The sequence below is a fragment of the Pseudomonas sp. KUIN-1 genome (assembly GCF_009176725.1).
Taxonomy (GTDB): domain Bacteria; phylum Pseudomonadota; class Gammaproteobacteria; order Pseudomonadales; family Pseudomonadaceae; genus Aquipseudomonas; species Aquipseudomonas fragariae.
The window spans coordinates 3,479,296-3,498,015 of sequence record NZ_AP020337.1 but is presented as its reverse complement, the minus strand read 5'-3'; the positions used below and the strand labels follow the sequence as shown (position 1 = coordinate 3,498,015).

The 18,720-nt window shown below is 60.3% G+C and carries 21 protein-coding genes; 11 read left to right on the top strand and 10 right to left on the bottom strand.

Features of this window, described 5'->3' with window-relative positions; genetic code table 11:
• The first annotated feature begins 82 nt into the window (after positions 1-82).
• The 7 genes from KUIN1_RS15485 to KUIN1_RS15455 all read left to right on the top strand — a co-directional run bounded on the left by KUIN1_RS15485 (position 83) and on the right by KUIN1_RS15455 (position 7,412).
• Entirely contained in the window at positions 83-1,486 is a 1,404-nt protein-coding gene (locus KUIN1_RS15485) for an amidase (RefSeq protein WP_024642685.1), read from the top strand.
• An 80-nt stretch (positions 1,487-1,566) separates the two neighbouring features.
• Positions 1,567-2,325, top strand: a complete 759-nt coding sequence (locus tag KUIN1_RS15480) for a DeoR/GlpR family DNA-binding transcription regulator (RefSeq protein ID WP_003315397.1) — start codon at positions 1,567-1,569, stop codon at positions 2,323-2,325.
• Positions 2,303-3,583, top strand: coding sequence for a Zn-dependent hydrolase (locus tag KUIN1_RS15475; RefSeq protein ID WP_103713961.1), 1,281 nt, complete (start codon positions 2,303-2,305; stop codon positions 3,581-3,583). Before KUIN1_RS15480 ends, KUIN1_RS15475 begins: the two co-directional genes overlap by 23 nt.
• Before the next feature lie 10 nt (positions 3,584-3,593).
• Positions 3,594-4,547 (top strand): phosphotransferase family protein, encoded by a 954-nt coding sequence (locus KUIN1_RS15470; protein ID WP_152092109.1) that lies wholly within the window; start codon positions 3,594-3,596, stop codon positions 4,545-4,547.
• Positions 4,544-5,479: a choline kinase family protein gene (locus KUIN1_RS15465; protein WP_003400536.1), complete on the top strand. Its 936-nt coding sequence runs from the start codon at positions 4,544-4,546 to the stop codon at positions 5,477-5,479. The genes KUIN1_RS15470 and KUIN1_RS15465 overlap by 4 nt, the downstream gene beginning before the upstream one ends.
• Positions 5,480-5,625: 146 nt before the next feature.
• Positions 5,626-5,886, top strand: coding sequence for a hypothetical protein (locus tag KUIN1_RS15460; protein ID WP_003364607.1), 261 nt, complete (start codon positions 5,626-5,628; stop codon positions 5,884-5,886).
• Positions 5,883-7,412, top strand: coding sequence for a sodium:solute symporter family protein (locus KUIN1_RS15455; RefSeq protein WP_011268179.1), 1,530 nt, complete (start codon positions 5,883-5,885; stop codon positions 7,410-7,412). Before KUIN1_RS15460 ends, KUIN1_RS15455 begins: the two co-directional genes overlap by 4 nt.
• Before the next feature lie 13 nt (positions 7,413-7,425).
• Here the strand turns inward: KUIN1_RS15455 and KUIN1_RS15450 are convergent, their stop codons facing one another.
• On the bottom strand, positions 7,426-8,322 hold the full coding sequence (locus tag KUIN1_RS15450; RefSeq protein WP_011268178.1) for a LysR family transcriptional regulator: 897 nt from the start codon (positions 8,320-8,322) through the stop codon (positions 7,426-7,428).
• A gap of 125 nt (positions 8,323-8,447) precedes the next feature.
• Here KUIN1_RS15450 and KUIN1_RS15445 point away from each other — a divergent pair, with 125 nt between their 5' ends.
• Positions 8,448-9,311 (top strand): aldo/keto reductase family oxidoreductase, encoded by an 864-nt coding sequence (locus tag KUIN1_RS15445; protein WP_003400541.1) that lies wholly within the window; start codon positions 8,448-8,450, stop codon positions 9,309-9,311.
• A 67-nt stretch (positions 9,312-9,378) separates the two neighbouring features.
• On the opposite strand, the gene KUIN1_RS15440 is transcribed toward KUIN1_RS15445, so the two are convergent.
• Positions 9,379-10,215 (bottom strand): pirin family protein, encoded by an 837-nt coding sequence (locus KUIN1_RS15440; protein ID WP_103377710.1) that lies wholly within the window; start codon positions 10,213-10,215, stop codon positions 9,379-9,381.
• Between the two features lie 112 nt (positions 10,216-10,327).
• Here KUIN1_RS15440 and KUIN1_RS15435 point away from each other — a divergent pair, with 112 nt between their 5' ends.
• The gene (locus KUIN1_RS15435; RefSeq protein WP_152092108.1) at positions 10,328-11,239 is read left to right on the top strand and encodes a LysR family transcriptional regulator; all 912 of its coding nucleotides are present in this window, start codon (positions 10,328-10,330) and stop codon (positions 11,237-11,239) included.
• Positions 11,240-11,269: 30 nt separating this feature from the next.
• Here KUIN1_RS15435 and KUIN1_RS15430 read toward each other — a convergent pair whose 3' ends face one another.
• From KUIN1_RS15430 to KUIN1_RS15400, 7 genes are all read right to left on the bottom strand, one after another.
• Complete coding sequence (locus KUIN1_RS15430; RefSeq protein WP_152092107.1) at positions 11,270-11,719, bottom strand: helix-turn-helix domain-containing protein; 450 nt, start codon at positions 11,717-11,719, stop codon at positions 11,270-11,272.
• A gap of 284 nt (positions 11,720-12,003) precedes the next feature.
• A complete protein-coding gene (locus tag KUIN1_RS15425) occupies positions 12,004-12,627 on the bottom strand; it encodes a PqiC family protein (protein ID WP_011268174.1) in 624 nt (207 codons plus the stop codon).
• Positions 12,624-14,303 carry a PqiB family protein gene (locus KUIN1_RS15420; protein WP_003400549.1) on the bottom strand — a complete coding sequence of 560 codons (1,680 nt, stop codon included), beginning with the start codon at positions 14,301-14,303 and terminating at the stop codon, positions 12,624-12,626. The genes KUIN1_RS15425 and KUIN1_RS15420 overlap by 4 nt, the downstream gene beginning before the upstream one ends.
• A complete protein-coding gene (locus KUIN1_RS15415) occupies positions 14,296-14,910 on the bottom strand; it encodes a paraquat-inducible protein A (RefSeq protein ID WP_003315385.1) in 615 nt (204 codons plus the stop codon). Before KUIN1_RS15415 ends, KUIN1_RS15420 begins: the two co-directional genes overlap by 8 nt.
• Complete coding sequence (locus KUIN1_RS15410; RefSeq protein ID WP_003400553.1) at positions 14,907-15,536, bottom strand: paraquat-inducible protein A; 630 nt, start codon at positions 15,534-15,536, stop codon at positions 14,907-14,909. The genes KUIN1_RS15415 and KUIN1_RS15410 overlap by 4 nt, the downstream gene beginning before the upstream one ends.
• A gap of 265 nt (positions 15,537-15,801) precedes the next feature.
• Positions 15,802-16,101, bottom strand: a complete 300-nt coding sequence (locus KUIN1_RS15405) for a protealysin inhibitor emfourin (protein ID WP_003400556.1) — start codon at positions 16,099-16,101, stop codon at positions 15,802-15,804.
• 30 nt (positions 16,102-16,131) lie between these two features.
• Positions 16,132-17,202, bottom strand: a complete 1,071-nt coding sequence (locus tag KUIN1_RS15400) for a M4 family metallopeptidase (RefSeq protein ID WP_003400558.1) — start codon at positions 17,200-17,202, stop codon at positions 16,132-16,134.
• A gap of 267 nt (positions 17,203-17,469) precedes the next feature.
• On the opposite strand from KUIN1_RS15400, the gene KUIN1_RS15395 reads away from it, so the two are divergent.
• On the top strand, positions 17,470-17,811 hold the full coding sequence (locus KUIN1_RS15395; RefSeq protein WP_003319121.1) for a hypothetical protein: 342 nt from the start codon (positions 17,470-17,472) through the stop codon (positions 17,809-17,811).
• 109 nt (positions 17,812-17,920) lie between these two features.
• Here the strand turns inward: KUIN1_RS15395 and KUIN1_RS15390 are convergent, their stop codons facing one another.
• The gene (locus KUIN1_RS15390) at positions 17,921-18,238 is read right to left on the bottom strand and encodes a DUF883 family protein (protein ID WP_003400563.1); all 318 of its coding nucleotides are present in this window, start codon (positions 18,236-18,238) and stop codon (positions 17,921-17,923) included.
• Positions 18,239-18,391: 153 nt separating this feature from the next.
• Here KUIN1_RS15390 and KUIN1_RS15385 point away from each other — a divergent pair, with 153 nt between their 5' ends.
• The gene (locus KUIN1_RS15385; protein ID WP_003315380.1) at positions 18,392-18,646 is read left to right on the top strand and encodes a hypothetical protein; all 255 of its coding nucleotides are present in this window, start codon (positions 18,392-18,394) and stop codon (positions 18,644-18,646) included.
• Positions 18,647-18,720: the final 74 nt, after the last annotated feature.

Below are 18,720 nucleotides of genomic sequence, written 5' to 3'. Positions count from 1 at the left end.
ATGCCCCGACAGTCGTTGGTGCCGTGCATTACGCATAAGTGTCTGAGAGGTATCTGCTTTGATTGAGTCCAAGCCATCTTCCATGCCTACCGTGATTGAAGCTGCCACGCGTGTTCGCGAAGGGGGCCTGACGCCGATACGTTTGACCGAGTTGTGCCTGGCAGCGATCGAAACCCACAATTCCACACTGAATGCATTCGGTGACGTATACACCGATGCCGCGCTCGAACAGGCCGCAGGCATGACGGCCGAACTGCAGCGCGGTGAGCTACGCGGGCCGCTGCACGGCATACCCTTCGGCATCAAGGATCTCTTTTCCACTGCCGGGCTGCGCACCACGCGGGGTTCGTTGACTGCGCTGGAGTCGGTGCCGGTTCAGGACGCACCGATCATCCGTCGCCTCAAAAACGCTGGCGCAATTATTCTCGGCAAGACCGCGACCACCGAGTTCGGCTGGACGGGCGCCAGTACGTCGCGGGTGTTCGGCAACGGACGCAACCCGTGGGACCCGAGCCTCACCAGCGGCGGCTCCAGCTCCGGTTCGGCCATCGCCGTGGCGGCGCGCATGGTGCCTGCGGCCCTGGGCTCGGATGGCGGCGGCTCGGTGCGCATACCTGGCTCGTTCTGTGGCGCATTTGCCCTCAAGGGTACATTGGGGCGTATTCCCACCTGGCCCTGGTCGGCCACCGAAATGCTCAGTCATGCCGGGCCGATCACCCGAACCGTGCGCGACAGCGCGTTGCTGTTCGACATTCTCTCGGGCCCCGATCCACTCGATCATCAGGCGCTGCCAGCCCCCGACGAGTCCTTTCTGGCCCGTTGCGACCAGCCGCTGAAACCCTTGCGCATCGGTTTCTGCCCGACCCTGTTCGACACGCCGGTCGATGCGCAAGTCGCTGCAGCGGTTGACGCTGCCGTGGGTAATATCGCCAGATCGCTGCCCGTTACAGTCAGCACGCTCAAGCCGGATTGGCAGGACCCGCTGGCGACCTTCGAAACTCTGTGGGTCGCCGGGCGCGGTATTGCCTATGGCAAGGCGCTTGCGCAGAAGCTGGACCAGCTCGATCCGGGCTTTGCCGATCTGATCAAGCGCTCTGCCCAGTACAGCCTGAGTGATTATCTACAGGCACTTCAACAACGTGCGGCGTTCGCCAATCAGGTGCACGCGCTGTTTGACGATTACGATCTGCTGCTCATGCCCACGCTGCCGATCCTGCCGTTTGCCGCAGACGACGTAGCGCCCGTCGGCTATGCCGGGCAGGACGGCGCTGTGCCGTGGGCGCGCTGGACGCCGTTCACTTACCCTTTCAACATCACCGGCAACCCGGCCGCCAATCTGCCTTGTGGGCGCAGTAGCGCAGGACTGCCGATCGGTCTGCAGGTCGTCGGCCCACGCTTTGCCGATGCCCAGGTGCTGCAGTTCTGTGCTGCGGTAGAGGCCATTGCGCCCTGGGATCAGCACCTGCCACCGGTTTCGGGGCAATAGGCATGTCGCTCTCGCACGCAGATCAGCGGCCCAAGGGCCCGGACACTGGAGCCATCACTTTGCAACGGAATGTCACCCCTATGCTCAATCAGCCGCGTCTGGACGAAATCATGCGCCTGCTCGTTCAACAACAGCGGGTCAAGGCGTCGGACCTTGCACAATTGCTGTTCGTCTCCGAAGAGACCATCCGCCGCGACTTCAAGCACCTGGAGGAAGAGGGCAGGTTAAGGCGAATTCACGGCGGCGCCATTCTGCCCAGGTCCAGCGAAGAATTACCGCTGCAGGAGCGCAGCAGGCTCAAGCCTCGCGCCAAGGCGGGCATCGCTGTGCGCGCCGCGCAACTGGTCAGCGAAGGCATGGCGATCTTCCTCGACACCGGTACCTCGACGCTGGCGCTGGCCCAGCAGCTGACCCGGTTCAGCCAGTTGAAGATCATCACCAATTCGCTGGACATCGCCCAGCTGATATCGCACCAGAGCGACAATCAGGTGCTGGTTGCGCCCGGCGATGTGCGGCGCACCGACAACGCCTTGATCGGCCCCCACACGCTGGAATTCGCCCGGCAGTTTCACTACGACATTGCCTTCATGGGCATCGGCGGCATTGACCTGGACTTCGGCCTGATGGATTACCAGGAGCCAGAAGCCATGTTGCGCAGAACGCTGGTCAGGCATTGCACGCGCAGTGTGGTGCTGGCCGACGATGGCAAGTTCGGTCATCGCACCTTCATCAACACCCTGCCATTTGCCGCGATCACCACCCTGGTCACCAATCGCGCGCTATCCGACGAGTTTGCGACACGCCTGGAGAAAGATCATGTCGACACCCTCTATTCCTGAGCTGATCGAGCCGAGCGCAACTGATCTGGCAGCGTTCGAAGCCTTGTTTCGGCAAAGCTCGGCCATCGGTGCGACACCGGCCGGTGGCCTGCACCGGCTGGCGGCCTCGGTTGAAGACGGTCAGGTACGTGACCTGTTTCGGGACTGGCTCGAAGCGCACGGCTTCGAAGTCCGTATCGATGCGGTGGGCAACCTGTTCGGCCTAATGACCTTTTATCCTGACGCGCCTTATTTGCTCTGTGGTTCGCACCTGGACAGTCAGCCGAATGCCGGGCGTTTCGATGGCGTATACGGCGTGCTTGCCGGCGCCGTGGCGGTGTCCAGTCTGACGCGGCAATTGCTTGAGCGTGGTGAAGTCCCGCGCTGCAATCTGGCGGTCGTCAACTGGACCAACGAGGAGGGCGCGCGCTTTCAGCCGAGCCTGATCGGCAGTGGTGTGTTCACCGGTGCCTTGACGCTGGACAGCGCCTGGGAAAGCCGCGATGGCGACGGTATCCGTCTCAAGGACGCCCTGCAGGCCATCGGTTATCTGGGCAATGATCAGGTTGACTTGAACATTGCCGGGTATGTCGAAATTCATGTCGAGCAGGGCGCTGGCCTGGAAAGCAGCCAGACCGCCATCGGCGTGGTGCGCGAGACCTGGGCCGCCCTGAAACGGCGGGTACGTTTCGACGGCGAACAGAATCACACCGGCCCCACGCCCATGGCCGCGCGCCGGGATGCGTTGCTGGCCGCCGCACACACCATCACTGCGGTGCATGACGAGGCCTTGCAGCACGGCGTGCAGATGCACAGTTCGGTAGGGCGTATCGAGGTCTACCCCAATTCGCCCAACGTTGTGCCGTCGCGGGTATCGCTGCTGATTGAGTACCGCTCCCGCGACGTCGATCTGCTAAGTGCTGCCTCGGAACGCCTGGATGCAACGCTGCGTGCGATCGCTGACAAGACCATGACCGCGTTTGAAGTGGAAAGCAGCGTGCTGCGCTCACCTGCCAGGCTGCATGAAGGGTTCGCTGCACTGGCGCATGACGTAGGCGCCGAGCTGGGTTTGTCGACCACCGACAGCATGACCGTGGCCGGTCACGACGCGATCAGTCTGAACAGGCGCTATCCCGTATGCCTGCTGTTCATCCCCAGCAGTAATGGCGTTTCTCATAACGAGGCCGAATACACCAGCGATCAGGACATGCACAACGGTTTGCGCATGCTGACCGGTCTGTTGCATCGGGCTTGCACCTCGTCCGCTTCATTTGGTTGAGGGGCTGACCATGTCATATGCCGACGACTTGACCACACGCCTGCGCAGCGCATTGGCACATTGCGGGTTCGCGGCAGACGCCGGGATCGAGAACGTTACCCAGGGCGTTGCGTCACCCTCGAGACTGTCGACCGAGTGGGCCGGCTTTCGGGTCAGCAGTGCGCAGGGCGGTTGCTACGCCAAGGTTCTGCATGCCGACATGGCGCCACTGATCGATTTCGACACGGTAGCCCAGGCCAGCGACTGTGCCGGGCTTAGCGCTGCTGCACCGCGTTTACTTGGGGCAGACCAGGCCACTGGCGTGCTGATCTTCGAGGATCTGGGCCTGGACTGGCGAGCTGCGCGGCTCGACGATCTGCTCGCACCCGGCCGGCTTCAGGCACTGTGGGCACTCAAGCGGCAGGTGCATGCCGGGCCGGTGCCTGATGTGGTGCGCTCGCCAATGGCGGACATCGAGCGCCTGCGCGCAGTGTGCGAACGCGACAACGTTGCGCTGCCTGCCGAGCATCAATGGATCGACCGTTGCGTCGACATGGCCTGGCAGTCGCTGCAGAGCCGATCCGTGCAAGCGGTTCCGCTGCACGGCGACGGTGTGTCGAGCAACGTCATGGTGTCCAGCGAAGGTCAGTTGCGTCTGGTGGATTTTGACTACGGTGGCTGCATGGACCCGTGGTACGACGTGGCGATTACCCTCAACGAGCTTTATTCGTTCGAGCGCCAGTGGCGCGAAGGAATCGGCGCGTGGGCCGGGCAATGCCTGGAAATCGACTACGCCGTGTGCCGTCTGTATGCGCTGATCAACGACTGGTACTGGACATTGTGGGGGCTTTGGGCCGGTACCACGTCCTCGCGGCCACTGGAGTTTTCCAAGGTCGGGCAATGGACGCTGCTGCGGTGTCGGCAGTGCGTTCAGGACCCGCGGCTGGAAGGCTGGATGCGTCAGGTTCAGGAGGGTAGAGCATGAAAACGTTAGGGCAGTCGGTCAGTACCCAGGAGCGACAACTGGAAGCCGCCGTGCGCAGCATCGACAGCTGGCAGGGCCGCCGCGTTGACTACGAGCCTGTCAGTGGTGGCATTTCCAACACCAACTGGCGGGTCGAGGTCGAGGGTGCCGACACAGCGTACTTCTTCAAGGTGCCAGGCGTCGGTACAGAGATGTTCATTGATCGTCACACTGCTCACGAGGCCAGTGTGAAAGCTGCGCAAACCGGTTATGGCGCGCCGGTTTTCGCCTTTCTCGAAGCCTTCGGTGTCGAGGTGTTCGAGTTCATGGAGGGCTGGCGGGCGTCGTCCAACCATGACTTCCTGCAACGCGACATACGCCACAGTGCCCTGCGCGGGCTCAAGGCGTTCAACGATCAGCCGCTGCTGCAACAGACCAAGACCGTGTTCGACATGATCACCGAGCACCAGAGCCAGGTGGCCGAACTCAAGGGCATCAAGCCTCAGGATGACGACTGGCTGTGCCTGCAATACCAGCGCGCAAAAGCTGCGCTGCAAGCTTCCGGGATCGATCTGGCGCCGTGCATGAACGACACGCTGGCAGGCAATTTCATGCTCAACGCGGATCGCCAGATTCGTCTGGTGGATTTCGAGTACGCCTCCAACAACGACCGCCATTACGAATTGGCGCTGTGGTTCGGCGAGATGTTTTTCAGCGACGACATGGAGCTGGCGCTGATCGAGGACTACTTCGGCCAGGTCAGCGCGCAAACCGTAGCGCGGATCAAGCTCAACAAGGCCCTGGCCGACATCAAATGGTCGACCTGGGCGATGGTGCAGCACGCGGTGTCGCAACTGGACTTCGACTTTTACAAGTACGGCGCCTGGAAACACATGCGGGCGCGCAGCATCATCAATGATTCGCAATGGGAAACCTGGCTGCGGCAGGCCTGAGTCGATCTCGTCCGGCGCGCCTTTGAACATTCAAGGCAAGTATTTCAATAATAAAAAAGTAGCGGGTAACCGCGTGTTTCTTTCACTGCTTGAGTTTTATCCGATCACTTATCCATAGCCAGATCCTGAAATTCAAGGAGCACTCCATGAGTAACGTTCCGTCCCTTTCTACCCCCGGCCGCCTGAAGAATCTGGTGTTTGGCCTGTACTTCTTCGCGCTGCTGATGATGGCGCTGTTTCCGCCGTTTTACCTCAAGGTCAGCGGCAGCAGCGTGCTGGTGCTCGGCATTCCGCTGCCGATCTTCTACTGGATTCTGATCGCGGTGCTCATGGGGCTGGGCCTGTGGATGCTCTACGTGGTCGAGTCGCTGCTGGGTGAAATTCCACAAGAGGGGGACGGGCAATGATCAGTACGACTACGGTTTCGGATCTTTACATCACCTTCGGCCTGATCGGCGTGTTTCTGGCGGGCATGATTGCGGTGCTGTACGCGACGAACCGCAAGAGCGAGAGCTTTTCCGATTACGCGGTGGGTGGTCGCTCTTACGGGCCGTGGTTCATCGCCATGTGCTACACCAACTCCTGGTGGCCGGGCGCAACGTTCACGGCGTTTTTCGCCTTGTCGGTCGGTGGCGCGCTGGGCTTTTACGGCATGGTCTACGCCACGCTGGGCGTAACCGCGATGTACCTGATGGCCAATCGTGCCTGGACCTGGGGCAAGCGCTTCAACCTGACCACCCAACCGGATTTGCTGGGCATGCGCTTCAACAGTCCCGTGGTCAAACGCATTGCTTCGATCATCGGCATCATCTCGGTATTCCCCTGGGTGGTGATGGGGATTCAGGCCCTCGCGACGCTTTTCCAGTTCGCCAGCTTCGGCCGCTGGGGCGTGACCACCTGCCTGCTGGTCGGGGTGGTGGTGATCCTGATTCGTCAGTACTGGACAGTGAGCATGGGCATGCGCGGCCTGATCATGACCGACATGTATCAGGGGTTGATTGCCTATGTGCTGTGCGCCGCGCTGTGCATCTTCCTGCTGTTCGGCGCGCAGGCGTCGTTCAGCAACCTGTCGCAGTTGCCCGCCAGCATGCTGGTGATTCCTGGCGGAGCAGGCAGTACCTACGGGCCGATGTACATGTTCAGCCTGATCTTTACCGGCGTGATCGGCTCGATGTGCTGGCCGATGAGCTTTCAGCGCATCTACACCGCCAGCGGCGTGCGTTCGGTGAAGAAGGGCACGCTGCTGACCATCCTGCTGGTCGGCGGCTTCTACGGCATTCTGATGCTCTTCGCCGCAGCAATCAGCCAGGACCCGAATGTCGCGGCTCATCCGCAACACGGCTGGTTCCTGTCACTGTTCGACATCGGCGGGCCATGGCTGCTTGGCGTGGCAATCATGATCGTGCTGGCGGCCAGCATCGGTCATGTCGACGGCTGCGTTCAGGTGTGCGGCACGCAGTTTGCCAATGACCTGGCGACCTGGAGCAAGCCACGCAGTGATCGCGAGAAGACCATTCTCGCCAAGGTCGGCATGGTGGTGTTCATTGCCGCGGCTTCATTACTGGCCTACCTGACCTTCGACTATGCCCGCCTGCAATTGCTGGCGCAGATTTCCTATCAGGGCATCATCCAGTTGGCCGTGCCGCTGTTCTTCGGCGTGTTCAGTCGTCATGGCAACAAGCAAGGCGCGATTGCCGGCATGCTGGTGGGGATCGTGATCGCCATCGTACTGACCACGATCTACCCGGATGACATTCCGGCACTGGGTTCGTTGACCAGCGGCATCGTCGGTCTGATTTTCAATGCGGGCATCTTCGTTGCCTGTGCCGTTGCCATCAAACCGAGTGCGGATGAAGTCAGACGCGTCGACGAGTTGTTCGCCATGGCCGCGCCAGCGCGGCGTGGCGTGGGTCCGGTTGTGGCGATGAGCTGATGCCGCCTGCGGCTCAGCGCGTATTGATAAAGTCGATGAAAGCCCTCAGCGGCGAGGGCAGGTAGCGGCGCCCCGGGTAGTACAGATACGGCCCGGTGAAGCGCTGCCACCAGGGTTCGAGTATCGGTTCCAGTGCGCCGCTGTCCAGGTGAGGGCGTAGCCAGTCCTCGAACAGATGAACAACGCCCAGCCCGTCGATGGCGGCCTGCACAGTCAGATCGAACGCTCCGCCTATCCTGACGGTGAGAGGGCCTGTGGGGTCAACCTTGACGGTATCGCCGTCCCGCTCGTATTCCCACAGCGGTATGACCCCGCTGGGGAATTTTCCTCGCAGACAGGCATGCGCGAGCAGATCTCGCGGGTGCTCGGGGCGTCCTCTGGCCTGCAGATAGGCCGGTGACGCAGCCGTCGCAAAACGCTGGAACCTCGGGCCTATGGGCACCGCGATCATGTCCTGCTCCAGGCGTTCGTCGTAGCGAATGCCGGCATCGCATCCGGCTGCAAGCATGTCGACGAAGCTTTCTTCGGTGACCACCTCCAGGCGGATGTCGGGGTAGGTCTGCAGGAACGGTGTGATGATCGAGGGCAGCACCAGCCTGGCGGCGCTGACCGGAACGTTCAGCCTCAGAGTGCCTGACGGGCGATCGCGAAAGTCATTGACCACATCCAGGGCCGACTCCACTTCGCCCAGTGCGGGCACAATACGCTCCATAAGCCTGGCGCCAGCCTCTGTCGGAGCCACGCTGCGAGTGGTGCGATTCAGCAGCCGCACCCCAAGCCGCGCCTCCATGCGGCGAATGGCGTCGCTGAGGCTGGAGGCGGATTTGCCGCTGAGCCGCGCTGCCTCGCGAAAGCCTCTGGCATTGACCACGGCGACGAAGGCCAGCAGGTCCTGAATATCGGTAGTCATTGTCGTGGCCCGGTTGCTCTGTTCAGTGTTCGCTCAGGCGTACAGGTTGTGCCGATTACGCATGATTATCAATACAGTGCTCAGTGCCTATAGTGAGGAACACACATCGAATCAAGGGGCACTAAATGAATCATGCAAACAAGGCAGGTACGTTCCTGTTGGGCAGCCATCGCGTCAACCGCATGGGCTATGGCGCGATGCAACTGGCCGGGCCTGGCGTGTTCGGTCCTGCAAAAGATCCGCAGGGCGCCATCGCGGTATTGCGCGAAGCCCTCGCCCTGGGGGTAAACCATATCGATACCGCAGACTTTTACGGCCCGCACGTCACCAATACGCTGATTCGCGAAGCGCTGCACCCTTACGCGGATGACTTGCTGATCGTCACCAAGGTCGGCGCAGTGCGTGGCGCGGATGCTTCATGGAATCCTGCATCCAGCCCGGCGCAATTGACCGCGGCGGTCCACGACAACCTGAAGAACCTCGGGCTGGAGGTGCTCGATGTGGTCAACTTCCGGGCATGGGGCGAGCAGCATTCACCCGCAGAAGGCTCGATCGAGGAACCGTTGACGGTGCTGGCCGAGTTGCAGCGCCAGGGTCTGATCCGTCATCTCGGGGTCAGTAACGTAACTGCCCGGCAAGTCAGGCAGGCGCAGGGGATTGCCGAGATTGTCTGCGTGCAGAATCACTACAACCTTTCGCATCGCCATGACGAGCCGCTGATTGCAGAACTGGGCGAGCAGGGCATTGCGTATGTCCCGTTCTTCCCGATGGGCGGATTTTCACCCCTGCAATCGGAAACCCTGAGCCGAGTAGCCGCTGGGCTGAATGCCTCGCCGTCGTGTGTCGCTCTGGCCTGGTTGCTGCAACGTGCGCCCAATATTCTGCTGATTCCGGGCACCTCATCCATCGCTCATTTGCGCGAAAACCTTGCCGCCAGCGAGCTGGTGATTGCGCCGCAATTGCTCGCCGAACTCGATAGTGTTGCTTAGAGGGATAGCTGTTGAGCAACCCACCTGAATGCTTTCGGGTGGGTCTGTTTTAAAGGCTGCTGCTCAATCAGAGCCTGCCTTCCTCGCGCAACAGTGCGCCGATACGTTCTATTTCCAGCTCGCCCTGAATCAGCGCGGCTTTGCTGGTGTGCACCGAGTAGTAACCTGTGACCAGTTCGTGCGGATGCTTGACTGCCGATCCCAGCACGAAGTGGGTATCACCCTTGGCGACGATGTCGATGGGGCGATCCGATTCCTCGAAAATCACCAGTTCACCCGCGCCGACCTGGCCGCCCGCGTCGAGCTGTCCGGTGTTGACTGCCAGCCAGCCTACGCTATGGCCCGCAGGCGGTGTGTAGCGCCAGTGCTCGCCATCCTTTAGCTGTACTGCCAGATAATTCATGCCTTCCGGTGCTGGCAGGCTGCTCTTTGCGCTGCCATAGCGTCCCAGCAGCACGCTTGCCGGGCCTTGTTGCGCAACCTGCGCTGTCGACAGGTATACGCTCTGTGCCGGACCATTTTCCTGCGCGGCGGGCAGCGCGACCCATAGCTGAAAGCCCCTGACAGCCGAACCGCTTATCGGCTGGGCGTCATGCCAGACGCCATTGCCGGCGCTCATCCATTCCACACCGCCGCTGGGCAGTATCCCGGATTTGCCGGTGGTGTCCTCATAGGTGAGTTCGCCTTCGATCATGTAGGTCAGCGTTGCGATACCCGAGTGCGGGTGCATGCCGAATCCCGTTTTCCCCGGCTCGGAGGTGAAGCCGATTCGATCCAGAAACACGAAAGGCTTCAACACTTGACCCAGATCGCCCGGGCTCACCAGTCGGGTGATCGGCCCACGGGTTCTGCCGGTGGTGCGATGGACGATGGCGCGTGGCCGAATGCTGACGATGCTGTTCATGGCGTTTTCCTCTGGGCCTTGATGCCTGAGCGCAAAGAATAAGCGTCAATGCATTGCTTGATTAGCCGGTATAGTTGGCTTGGACTGATCCATAAATACGAGGAATCCGCGCGTGGCGTTCGATCTCAACGATGTTGCGCTGTTCGTGCAGGTGGTGCGCAGCGGCAGTTTTGCCCAGGCAGCAAGGCACTTGGGCATGCCGTCCAATACGGTCAGTCGCAGGGTTCAGCAACTGGAGATGCGGCTGGACACTCGCCTGTTGCAGCGCTCGACCCGCAAGCTGGTGCTCACTCAGGCTGGAGAGGATTTCTATGGCCGCTGCGTGAGCGCGGTGGACGGGGTGATGGAAGCCGCAGAGCAGCTTGTGTCAGGTCGCGACGAGCCGCGCGGCCTGGTGCGTATTGCAGCGATGGCTGATTTCTTCGACTTTTTCTCGATGGACTGGGTGGCCGGTTTTCTTGCCCGTTATCCGCGCGTTCAACTGGAGTTCGTGCTCAGTGATGATCACGCCGACCTGATCGCTGACCGGCTGGACATCGCCTTTCGCGGCGGCCCCTTGCAGGACTCGGGGTACGTAGGGCGGCAACTGATCGATGAAGGCCATGACACGATGGTCGCCAGTCCGGCTTATATTGCCGCTCATGGCCTGCCTGATTCCCTGCACAGCCTGCACGGTCATTACTGTGTCAGTGCAGCGCATCGCGGTGGCGTCACTGCCTGGCGGTTGCTCGGCCCGGAGGCGAAGATGCATGAGGTGCACATTGCCAGCCGGTTCAATGCCAACACCGCACAGGCGTTGCGCAAGGCGACCCTTGCCGGGCTCGGTATCGCGTTGTTGCCCGCGACGCTGATCCGCTCGGATCTGCGGGATGGTCGACTGGTGCCGGTACTGACGCAGTACCAGCGCACCAGCCATGGTCTGCATGTGCTTTATCCCAGCCGACAGCATCTGCCGCCAGCGGTGTCGGCATTCATTGCGTTGGTGATGGACAAACTCAGGGACAAGGCGTTTCCGGCGCGCTGAACAGCCTTGGCGGCACGCGATACTTGCGCGTTACTTGATTCGTGACGTCATGTAGATCAGCCGAACAGTGCCGACGGTGATCGCTTCGGCGTCGTTCTTGATGTTTTCCAGCTGATTGCTGTCCACATTGCCAATGCCTGAGTTCGATTCGATCAGGCGGGTGAAGTGGTACAGATTCTGGGTCACGTCGTGCAGGTTGCCGTGCAGGCGTTCGACGACGCGGTTGAGCGGGGCGCTGCTCTGACTGTCTGACGTTATGACAGCGGGGACGTTACGTGTAGCGCTGAGGCCGGTGACCACATAGGCAACATCCACTCCGGCATTCGAAATGCTGGACAGATAATCCGCACGGGGGGAGCGGACGCCATTTTCGTAGTTGCCCTGGGCGTTGGTTTCCACGCCACCTATTGCCCCCAGTGCACTCTGCGAAAGCTTGAGGCGCAAACGTTCCTTTTTAAGTCGTGGTCCGATCCCTGTCATCCGTTTGTCCTCGATAAACTGTGCACCGCTACAGTCAGGGTTAACAAGCGTTTCTGGCGTCGACTGATCAGACATCCCTGCTAGGGCGAGGAATTGCGTGTTCGGTCCAATCAGGTACTAACGTACCAGACAGATGGCAGAGTGTACGTAGGAATCCGGAAGGGTGATACATTTTTGTACCGAATTGAACGTTTCGAGCAGCGACGTGCAGGTGGCTGGCACAACGGTTTCAGGCTGAATGAGGCGAAATCGGGAGGTCTTTTACGCAGACCTCCCGATAGATTTCAGAGGCAGCGCGAGGCGCGCTGTGCGGTCCAGCTCGCGGCCGTAGCGGCGATCTTGTCTGCCAGCTGGGCAACCGCTTTCTGGTGGGCCATGATGAGATTTTCCATGCCTTCACCGGCCTGCTCGCGGATCACGCTGCTGCAGGTCAGGCTCTGCCGTTTGCTGCCCGCCGTGGCACCAGCTTCGCGAAGCCCGAGTGTCCACACCACGTCAATGAGTGCGTAATTGCCAGGCATCGACTCGAAGCGCCGCACGTCGGTACGCAGCGACAGCGTTGGCTGATCGCTGTTTTTCGGCAAGCCGGCCATGTCGCGGCTGCCGAAGCGACGCTCCAGTTGCGGGGTCAGCGCATCGTGAAACTCGTCGCCCAGCGGTGATCCCCAGCGTTCGGTGTCCAGAATGGCCAGGCTGCCGTTACCCTGACGAACCACCAGCGGCGGCTGGTCGACCTGCACCGGCATGATGACCGGCAGCATCTCGAACTGGAAAGGCATGGGTTTGCTGGCGGCCGTGCTCGTCGCGCTCATCGGCGCGATCAGCGTGTAGTAGTGGGTCTGCGTCGATGTGCAGGCACCCAGGCCCACTGCTGCGGCAAGTACCATCAGTTTCAGGCGCAAGGTCATTGTTTTGGCTCCGGATCAATGGCTCGGGACGAGGACGGGGCGTTGAACGAACGAGGCGCTGCGTCGCCCGTACGGCCGCGAATCAGCGATTCCGGATGGCGGCTGAGGAAGTCGGTGAGGACCCGCACCGAACGCGCGGTACGTTGCACTTCATCCATGGCCTGGCCCAGTTGCTGACGCGCTGGCGAATCTTCGGCGAACGAGTCGTTGGCAGTCCCCAGGGTTTTCTCGGCCTGCTGCAAGGTGCCGCGCATTTGCGGCAACACGCTGCTGTTGACCTGTTTGAGGGTTTTCTGCAACTCGCTGAGGGTGCCGTTGAGGTTGCCCGCCAGCTGGTCGATCGGCAAGTTGCTGAGTTTCTCGACGAATGCCTGCAGTTGCTCCTGCAGCTTGTCGAAGCTGCCCGGTACGGTCGGAATCTCCAGCGGTCGGGCCTTGGCGTTGAACGCCACCTTCGGCGCCTTTGGATCGAACTCCATGGCGATGTACAGCTGGCCAGTCAGCAGGTTGCCGTTACGCACCTGGGCACGCAGACCATTGGCCACGAAAGCACCCAGTACGCGGGCAGACTGTTCTTCTTCATCACCCGAGCCGCCGAGTTCCTTGAGCTTGGACTCGGCCGCCCCCAGGCGCTTGGGATAGATCACTGCGCCAACGATACCGGGGAAGGTCTTGGTGGCCGGATCGTAATCCAGGTCCACCGATACCACCTTGCCGATATTGACCCCGAGGAAGTCAACTGCCGCATTGACCGTCAGCCCGCGAAGCGATTGATTGAAACGCATGCGGATGTAGCGTGGCTCACCATCGGGTGGTGCCATCGCCGCGGTCTGGTCATCGAATATCTTGAATTCTGCGTTCTCGTCCGCCGGCTTCGAGTCCGGGCTCCAGTTCGGCTCGCGAAAGGCGATCCCGCCGGAAATGATCGAGGTCAGCGACTGCGTATTGACCTTGACGCCTGAGGCGCCGACGGTGATGTCGACACCGCTGGCGTTCCAGAAGCGTGTGTCAGTGGTGATGTACTGATCGTTCGGTGCGTTGATGAAAATCTGGATGTCGACGCCGCGGCCGTCCTTGGACAGGTCGTAGGCCACTACCTGACCGACCTGAATGCGTCGGAAGTAGATCGGTGAGCCGATGTCCAGCGAGCCCAGATCGTCGGTGTGCAGGGTGAAGCGCTTGCCTTTTTCACCGAAGGTCACCGGCGGCGGCGTTTCCAGGCCGGTGAAGCTGCTCTTGGTTTCCTCGGCGCTGCCTGCGTCGGCGCCGATGAAGGCGCCCGAAAGCAGCGTGTCTACACCCGAAACCCCGTGTGCGCCGATGCGTGGGCGCACCACCCAGAACTGGCTGTCGACCCGTGTAAACGGTGCGGCGCTGGTGTTCAGCTCGATGTTGGCCAGCACATGGGTGCGGTCCTCACTGAGGCTGATATCCGTGACCATGCCGATGACCACGTTCTTGTATTTGACCTGAGTCTTGTTGGCTTCCAGACCTTCGGCTGTCAGGAAGCTGACCGTGATTCTGGGACCGATGTTCATCCAGTCATGCAAGGCCATGGATATGCCAATGATCGCGGCAACGATCGGCACCAGCCAGATCAGCGAGACACGCAGGCGACGACGTTTGACTTCAGGGCGTGGCACTGAAGCAGGCGGGGGGAGGGTACTGTCAGACATCTTCAACCTCTGCGTCCCAGATAAGCCGGGGATCGAAACTCATGGCGGCGAACATCGTCATCACCACTACCAAGCCAAAAAACAGAATACCGATTCGCGGCTCGATGGTGCTGAGCTCACGAAACTGGACAAGAGACGCCACAAGGGCCACAACCAGCACATCGAGCATCGACCAGTAGCCGATCAGTTCGATGAAGCGATACAGGCGCGCACGCTCGCGCATCGCCCAGGTGCTGCGACGCTGGCAGGTGATCAGCAGCATGCCCAGCACCAGAAACTTGATGCACGGCACCAGAACACTGGCGACGAAAATCAGGATGGCGATGTCCCAGGAGCCGCTTTCGAAAAACTCGATGACGCCGCTCATGATCGTGCTTTCGCTGCGGTTACCCAATAGGTTGGTGTACATCACCGGCAGCACATTGGCCGGGATATAGAAAATCAGGGCGGCAATCAGATAGGCCCAGGTGCGGCTGATGCTGTTGGGTTTGCGTTTGTGCACAGGCGAGTCACAGCGCGGGCAGCGCGTAGCGTCCTCCTGGCAGGCATAACCGCAGGTGTGGCACAGGCAGAGCTTGTGTTCATGGGCGAAGGGGATGCCGTTCATTGCGGCTGTACTCCCAGTTCATCCCACAATCGGCGGATATCCTTGTTGGCGATCAGCAGGATCAGCACCATCAGCATGGCCATGGCCCAAAGACCGACACCGGGGTGTACATCGAGCATCCCGGACAGTTTGATGATCGCCACCAGAATGCCGAGCATGCACACCTCGAGCATGCTCCATGGACGCAAGTGCTCCAGCGCACGCATGCAGGTTCTGAAGCCGGGCGCGATAATGCCCTTGTGCGCATGTACCAGCACCCAGAACAGCAGAACGATCTGCAACAGAGGGGCAAAAATGATCGACAGGCCGGCCACCAGGGCAATGATCGTGATCCGCCCTTGAGCGAGCGCTTCAACCGATTGCCAGAGTGTGACCTCGTTGGACAGGCCTTTCATATTGATGCTGATGACCGGAAACAGATTGGCGAAGACGAAAAGCATGGCTGCAGCGATGGTCAGCGCGAGCAGCTGCTCTATGGTCACTCGATGGCCACGACCGAGCAATGCCTCGCAGCGAAGGCAGAATGCCGCCTCGCCGGGCTGCAGCGGATGGGCTTCGTAGAGCGAGTCACAGTGCTCGCAGATGATCAGGCCGGAAGAGTGTTCGATAGGATGCACAGTGCTCATCGACGCCATTGATGCAGAGGTAAGGAGGTAAGAACGCGCAGCACGAAAAGATACCTCGTTAATGGCAGTGTGAAGCGTTTTTTTTTGTACGTTCAGCGCTAGCAGATCGGTACAAATCATTGACCGCCCAGGTGGTGGGTGGTTCACATGTCACTGCGCCATTATTCCACGCGCGAAGAGTGCTGGCGAATCCGGTAGCAGCGACGCCCCCATCTGACGACGAAAGGACATCGCTGCTGCCAGAGTCCTATGGCAAAAGCCTGTCTTATAGCTTGCCGGGTTTGACGCGTTGCTTGAGAAAGCCGAGCAACTGGCGGGCGGATGCAGGCACGTTGTGTTCGTCGAACGTCAGGCAGATTGCCCTGGCGTCATCCTCAATGGTGATTTCGTACTGATTCAGGTCCCGCGCTTCGTCATTGAAAGCACTGCTGGACTGCTTCAGACCGCTATCGCTCACCAACCTCTGCAATTGCTCTGCTTCGGGCTGCTCAAGGGTGGCTGTATCGACCTCACAGCGTTTGACTGCACCTGCAAAACCGCCGGATTGCACTAGACAGACCTTCATTTCAAGCACCTTTTGGTGGTTATGCTTTGCCTATACCTTGAGACCGACCTCTTTCCAGGCCGCCTGCACGGCTTTCTTGGCTTTGGGGCCGAAGCGTGGGTCCGAGGCTACTTTTATGCTGGCCTTGGCACAATCGATGAATTGACTGTCCGAGGCCAGCTCCAGCATCGTTTCATACCAGATTCTGCCCGCCACTTCCCAGGCATTTCCGCCCAGCGCCTTGGCCACCAGCACGAATGCCCGGTTGGGAATGCCCGAGTTGATGTGTACACCGCCGCGATCCTTGGCACCGGTATACAGGTCGGCCATCGTTGCAGGTTGCGGATCATCGCCCAGATCCGGATCGTTGGAATAGGCAGTGCCGGGTTTTTCCATATCGCGAATGCCTCGTCGCGTCGGCGCCGGCACCAGCAACTCCTTGCCCACCACCCAGTCCGACTCGGCGGCGCTGGTGCCTTGTTTCCACTGGCGCACCAGCATGCCGAACACGTCGGCAAAATGCTCGTTCAAGGCCCCGGATTGCCCGCGGTAGTCCAGATTCGAGGTGAAACTCTGCACGCCGTGGGTCAGTTCATGACCGATCACTTCAAGGCTGCCGGTAAAGCGCTTGAAGACCAGGTCATCACCGTCGCCGTAAGCCATCTGGCTGCCATTCCAATAGGCGTTGCTCAACGGTACGTGATCGCCGTTGAAATCCACTTCGGCGACGTGCACGGTCGAGACCAGTGACATGCCGCTGTCGTCCAGCGAGTTGCGTTCGAACAGTTGCGCATAGAAATCGTAGACGTCGCCTGAGCCATCGTAGGCTTCATCGGTTGCCTTGTCGCCCGTCGCTGCCTGGCCTTCCTTGCGCACCACGGCGCCGGGCAGATCGTCAGTGCCCTTGGCATCATGAATCACGCGATGTTTTCGTCCGTCTGGCGATTTGATCGCGTGCATGGATGGCATGGTTCGCGCAGAGAGGCGGGAGGCGAGAAACGCCGAGCTACTCGTCAGGTTGGCGATGGCCCGGGCGCTGACCAGATTCTTGGGGGATTGCGCCATACGCTCGAGCATGTAAGGCGGAATGAAGCAATGCAGGGGATTTCGGTCGTCGCACATGATGAACTCCTGTACTAATGCATCGATGGCGGCAAGCCACCGATCAACATGGTCGCAGTCGTGTGACACTTCATGTCGCGTTTATATGCAACGAAATATCTGATTACATGATCGACGGTTGCCGCCAAACCTGCCTGATGTGGCGATAGCCCCGTATTGTCGGTACTTCACGTCATTGCAGAGGCAGTGCGACACCTCGACACAGGTGATCAACGGGCCGCGCGGCAATGTTAGACTCGCGCCACTTCAGACGAGGAGCAGACCTACGTGCGCAAGACGGTAATGATGATAGCGGTACTGGCTCTGGCCGGATGCGATGGAGGCGGGCCCGCCAGGGATAAAGTCCAGGGGACGGCAGCGACTGCTCCGGTCTCTACGCCGCAGTGGTTCATTCAGATGAACTCGCGGGAGGCGGTCAGCGATTCCAGCGCCTGGTTGCTCGAGCGCAGTTATGCCCCGATCATCGTGGACGTGGACGGTAAGCAGCAGGTATTGATAGGGCCTTATGAAAGCCAGGCCAAGGCCGAGGAAGAGCGCGTGGCGTTACAGGCGAAGGTGACCAAGTCGCACCGTTTTGCCGAGCCTTCGGTGGTGCAGCACACCCGCTAAGGGCGTTCGCCAGGTTTACATCTGCTTCATCACACTTTACTGCAACGGCATCTTACTGCAACGGCATCGCGGGCCGGTAACCTGACCCGCGATGCCGTCAATCAGTCGATCAACGACGACCCAGCAGCAGGCCAACTACCAGGCCAAAGCCGGCAGAAATAGCCACGGTCTGCCATGGATGACCACCGATGTAGGTTTCGGTCGCTTCGACAACCGGCTTGGTACGGTCGCGAACACTGGCCATCGAGTCCAGTGCCTGCTTGAGTTTGACGCTCAACTGCGCGCGCAATGTCTCTGCTTCTTCGCCAACCAGTGCAGCGCTTTCCTTGAGCAGTTTGTCGGATTCTTCGATCAGTGCCTGCAGGTCACTGAATGCCTGATCCTTGATTTGATCGGCAGCTTGTTGAGCAGGGGTCTTACGAGCCATGGGTGTATTCCTTTCAAGTGGTGGCAACAGTGTTCAATGGAGTCTCGCGCATCCTGAAAAGTTGCAATTGCTTGAATGACCCGACGCAAGACTCTGCAAGCAATGCCCCTTACGGGTGTAAGATGCAGCCGTTTTTAGCCGTAGGTGACTGTGATGAGTTTCAATCTGGCCAATCGGCCGCTCCCTGAACGTACCGCTCTGGAAGACGAAAAATCCCGGCTGTTCGAACTGTGGCAGAGCAATCTGGGCAAGGCCAAGGGCGAGGCAGCACGCCTGATGGGCGAACGCGCCAAACGCAAGGGCAAGTGGTCTGAGTGGGTTCGTTCCGAGCTGGACACCATGAGTCCCCCGGAATACGCCAACATGGTCCGCAGTGAAGTGAATCGTCTGATGGCGGCGAGCAGGTAGCAGCCCGACAGCGCCCCGACAATCCGGCGCTGATCGTTCTTCACGTGTAGCGTGAGGGCGTCCTGGTGAGGGTG

Excerpts from the sequence above, each read along its gene's own strand:
- KUIN1_RS15470 (WP_152092109.1), top strand. The coding sequence starts at position 3,594 with ATGTCATATGCCGACGACTTGACCACACGCCTGCGCAGCGCATTGGCA.
- KUIN1_RS15440 (WP_103377710.1), bottom strand. The coding sequence starts at position 10,215 with ATGAACAGCATCGTCAGCATTCGGCCACGCGCCATCGTCCATCGCACC.
- KUIN1_RS15465 (WP_003400536.1), top strand. The coding sequence starts at position 4,544 with ATGAAAACGTTAGGGCAGTCGGTCAGTACCCAGGAGCGACAACTGGAA.
- KUIN1_RS15480 (WP_003315397.1), top strand. The coding sequence starts at position 1,567 with ATGCTCAATCAGCCGCGTCTGGACGAAATCATGCGCCTGCTCGTTCAA.
- KUIN1_RS15400 (WP_003400558.1), bottom strand. The coding sequence starts at position 17,202 with ATGTGCGACGACCGAAATCCCCTGCATTGCTTCATTCCGCCTTACATG.
- KUIN1_RS15450 (WP_011268178.1), bottom strand. The coding sequence starts at position 8,322 with ATGACTACCGATATTCAGGACCTGCTGGCCTTCGTCGCCGTGGTCAAT.
- KUIN1_RS15410 (WP_003400553.1), bottom strand. The coding sequence starts at position 15,536 with ATGAGCACTGTGCATCCTATCGAACACTCTTCCGGCCTGATCATCTGC.
- KUIN1_RS15460 (WP_003364607.1), top strand. The coding sequence starts at position 5,626 with ATGAGTAACGTTCCGTCCCTTTCTACCCCCGGCCGCCTGAAGAATCTG.
- KUIN1_RS15385 (WP_003315380.1), top strand. The coding sequence starts at position 18,392 with ATGAGTTTCAATCTGGCCAATCGGCCGCTCCCTGAACGTACCGCTCTG.
- KUIN1_RS15445 (WP_003400541.1), top strand. The coding sequence starts at position 8,448 with ATGAATCATGCAAACAAGGCAGGTACGTTCCTGTTGGGCAGCCATCGC.
- KUIN1_RS15390 (WP_003400563.1), bottom strand. The coding sequence starts at position 18,238 with ATGGCTCGTAAGACCCCTGCTCAACAAGCTGCCGATCAAATCAAGGAT.
- KUIN1_RS15430 (WP_152092107.1), bottom strand. The coding sequence starts at position 11,719 with ATGACAGGGATCGGACCACGACTTAAAAAGGAACGTTTGCGCCTCAAG.
- KUIN1_RS15415 (WP_003315385.1), bottom strand. The coding sequence starts at position 14,910 with ATGAACGGCATCCCCTTCGCCCATGAACACAAGCTCTGCCTGTGCCAC.
- KUIN1_RS15425 (WP_011268174.1), bottom strand. The coding sequence starts at position 12,627 with ATGACCTTGCGCCTGAAACTGATGGTACTTGCCGCAGCAGTGGGCCTG.
- KUIN1_RS15405 (WP_003400556.1), bottom strand. The coding sequence starts at position 16,101 with ATGAAGGTCTGTCTAGTGCAATCCGGCGGTTTTGCAGGTGCAGTCAAA.
- KUIN1_RS15485 (WP_024642685.1), top strand. The coding sequence starts at position 83 with ATGCCTACCGTGATTGAAGCTGCCACGCGTGTTCGCGAAGGGGGCCTG.
- KUIN1_RS15475 (WP_103713961.1), top strand. The coding sequence starts at position 2,303 with ATGTCGACACCCTCTATTCCTGAGCTGATCGAGCCGAGCGCAACTGAT.
- KUIN1_RS15420 (WP_003400549.1), bottom strand. The coding sequence starts at position 14,303 with ATGTCTGACAGTACCCTCCCCCCGCCTGCTTCAGTGCCACGCCCTGAA.
- KUIN1_RS15455 (WP_011268179.1), top strand. The coding sequence starts at position 5,883 with ATGATCAGTACGACTACGGTTTCGGATCTTTACATCACCTTCGGCCTG.